Genomic DNA, 2,521 nt, shown 5'->3' with positions numbered 1-2,521 from the left:
GAAAGCGAACAAGCCCCACGGGGTTTCCCATGTTGTCTAGGCCCACCGTCAAGCATCACCTGGGACCAGAACGTCAGGCATCACCTGGGATCCGACAGGGATGAGGCGCTTGCCGTCGTGGCTCCGCACGTGAGGGCCGTTGCCGTCCAAGGCGTCCAAGAGCCGGATCGCGAAGACCTCGGCCATGCGCTCGCTGACCTCTTCGGGCGTGAGCCATGCGACGGCTGTCGACTCATTAGACGTGCGCTCGGTGCCGCCGGAAGGCTTGCAGCGGAAGACCAGGGCCACGATGCCCCGGGTCGTGTTCTTGTAGACCCCGGTGAGCTCGTCCACCTCGACGTGGATGCCGGTCTCCTCCAGGACCTCCCGGGCGACGCCCGTCTCGGGGGCCTCGTCCAGTTCGAGCACTCCGCCGGGGAGTTCCCAGAGCCGTTCACTTCCATGCCGTGATCCGCCTCGACGGACCGGACGGACCCGATGATCCGCCGCCGGCCTGGGCCAGATCAGCCCGCCCGCACACTGCGCTGGGGCACACAGCTCGATGTCCAGCCGATCGGCGCCTTCGGCCACGGCGAGGAGATCACCGAAGCGGCCGTGGCCTCCTACGTAGCCAAGTACGCGACCAAGGCGGCTGAGACGACCGGCACCGTAGACCGTCGGATCGGCAACAAAGAGGCCCTCGCGCTGCTCGGCGTACCCGACCACCCCGCCCGGCTCATCGCCGCGTGCCTCGACCTGCACGCGCTCTACCCAGACCGCAGGCTGCGCGACTGGGCTCACATGCTCGGCTTCCGGGGCCACTTCTCCACCAAGTCCCGCCAGTACTCCACCACCCTCGGCGCCCTCCGCCAGACCCGCGCCGACTATCGCGCCGCACAACAACGCGAAGCCCTCGGCCTGCCCGACCCCGAAGACAACCCGGAGGCAACCACGCTCACCCTCGCCCACTGGACCTACGCCGGCCACGGCCACACTCCCGGCGAATCCTGGCTCGCCGCCAACATCCACCGCGACATCCAGCACAACCGCGAGATCGCCCGCGAAGTCAGGCCCGACCTGGACGCACACGAGACAGCGGGGGAGTGGTGATGGCTGATCGACTCTTGGACGTCAAGCAGGTCGCCGCTCGCCTTGGTACAGGCGTCCGCTTTCCCCGTCGGCTGATCGAAGAACGCCGCATCGCCTTCGTCAAAGTCGGCCGTAACGTGCGGATCTCCGAGCGCGTGTTGGACGAGTACATCGCCGCGAACACCGTTCAGCCGGTGACCGTTCGGCCGGGCGTGCTCAGGAGGGTTGCCTGATGGCGAATAACCAGGGCAGGCGTCGCCGCTTCGGCTCGGTACGACAGCTCAAGTCTGGGCGCTGGCAGGCCCGTTACCGTGATCCGAACACGGGCCAGCTCCGGAGCGCGGAGGAGACCTACGCCAGCAAGACTGATGCTGAGGTCGCACTGACCCACATCGAGGCGGACATCACGCGTGGTCAGTGGAACGACCCCGACGCGGGCAAGGTCCACTTCGGCGAGTACGCCACGGCGTGGCTCAAGGACCGCAAGCTTGCTGCCCGTTCACGCGAGCGGCACGAGTCGGTGATCCGGCTGCACCTGCTGCCCACCTTCGGTGAGCGGCCGCTGTCCTCGATCACGACAGCGCAGGTTCGAGCGTGGCGCACGAAGTGTCTGGAGCGGACCGGTGAACCGACTGTGGTCAAGGCGTACCAGATCATGCGAGCGATCCTGAACACGGCGGTTGATGATGAGCTGATCAGCCGCAACCGGTGCCGGATCAAGGGCGCCGACAGCTACGACGTGCCGGAACGGCCCGTCCTCACCGTGGCTGAGGTGTACGCCGTGTCCGACTCGATCGCCCCGCGCTACCGGTTGCTCGTCCTCCTCGCCGCCTTCGCTGGACTGCGGTTCGGGGAACTGGCCTCACTCCGCCGGCGGGACGTCGACACCGACAACGCCGCGCTCATGGTTCAGCGCTCGCAAGCTGAGATGCAGACCGGGGCGCTCTTCGACAAGGCACCCAAGTCCAACGCCGGCGTCCGCCCGGTGGCCTTCCCGACCGAACTCCTGCCGGACGTGAAGCGCCACCTCGACGCCTACGCCGGAGCCGGCCGGCGGGACGGTCACGTCTTCCTCGGTCCCCAGGGCGGTCGACTCCGCCGGAGCAACTTCCGCGACGACTGGATCAGCGCGCGAAAAAAGGCGGGCATCACCGTAGACGTGCACTTCCACGATCTTCGACACACCGGGAACACCCTCGCCGCGTCTGGTGCGAGCCTGCGCGAACTGATGACTCGGATGGGCCACAGCACGCCGAGCGCGGCGCTGATCTATCAGCACATGGTCAACGGCCGTGACCGCGAGATCGCCGATCGGCTCGGCTCGATGATCCGCAAGGAACGGGGTGATGCGGACTCTTAGACGTCATCTCATTTGGCTGGGTAAGCTGCCGGTCGTGGCAGGGATCGTTGAGCGGCTGGTGCCGGACGAGTTGTGGGAGCTGTTCGCGCGGGT

Annotated in this window: 3 protein-coding genes and 1 pseudogene; 3 read left to right on the top strand and 1 reads right to left on the bottom strand. The window is 67.2% G+C overall.

From position 1 onward, the window contains the following. Nucleotides 1-48: 48 nt before the first annotated feature. A complete protein-coding gene (locus ADL12_RS20860; RefSeq protein ID WP_341846369.1) occupies nucleotides 49-408 on the bottom strand; it encodes an NUDIX hydrolase in 360 nt (119 codons plus the stop codon). Between the two features lie 20 nt (nucleotides 409-428). On the opposite strand from ADL12_RS20860, the pseudogene ADL12_RS20855 reads away from it, so the two are divergent. From ADL12_RS20855 to ADL12_RS20845, 3 genes and pseudogenes are all read left to right on the top strand, one after another. Next, nucleotides 429-1,089, top strand: a pseudogene (locus ADL12_RS20855) (replication initiator); the annotation flags it as partial. After that, nucleotides 1,089-1,301, top strand: coding sequence for an excisionase family DNA-binding protein (locus tag ADL12_RS20850; protein ID WP_062704185.1), 213 nt, complete (start codon nucleotides 1,089-1,091; stop codon nucleotides 1,299-1,301). The pseudogene ADL12_RS20855 and the gene ADL12_RS20850, both read left to right, overlap by 1 nt. Then, nucleotides 1,301-2,428, top strand: a complete 1,128-nt coding sequence (locus tag ADL12_RS20845; protein WP_062704184.1) for a tyrosine-type recombinase/integrase — start codon at nucleotides 1,301-1,303, stop codon at nucleotides 2,426-2,428. The genes ADL12_RS20850 and ADL12_RS20845 overlap by 1 nt, the downstream gene beginning before the upstream one ends. The last annotated feature ends 93 nt before the right edge of the window (nucleotides 2,429-2,521 follow it).

This window comes from Streptomyces regalis (genome assembly GCF_001509475.1).
GTDB classification, from domain to species: Bacteria; Actinomycetota; Actinomycetes; order Streptomycetales; family Streptomycetaceae; genus Streptomyces; species Streptomyces regalis.
Note: the sequence above shows the minus strand (reverse complement) of the source record. Positions and strands in the feature narration are given on the sequence as shown.

Coding starts and splice junctions, on each gene's coding strand:
- ADL12_RS20850 (WP_062704185.1), top strand. CDS start 1,089: ATGGCTGATCGACTCTTGGACGTCAAGCAGGTCGCCGCTCGCCTTGGT.
- ADL12_RS20845 (WP_062704184.1), top strand. CDS start 1,301: ATGGCGAATAACCAGGGCAGGCGTCGCCGCTTCGGCTCGGTACGACAG.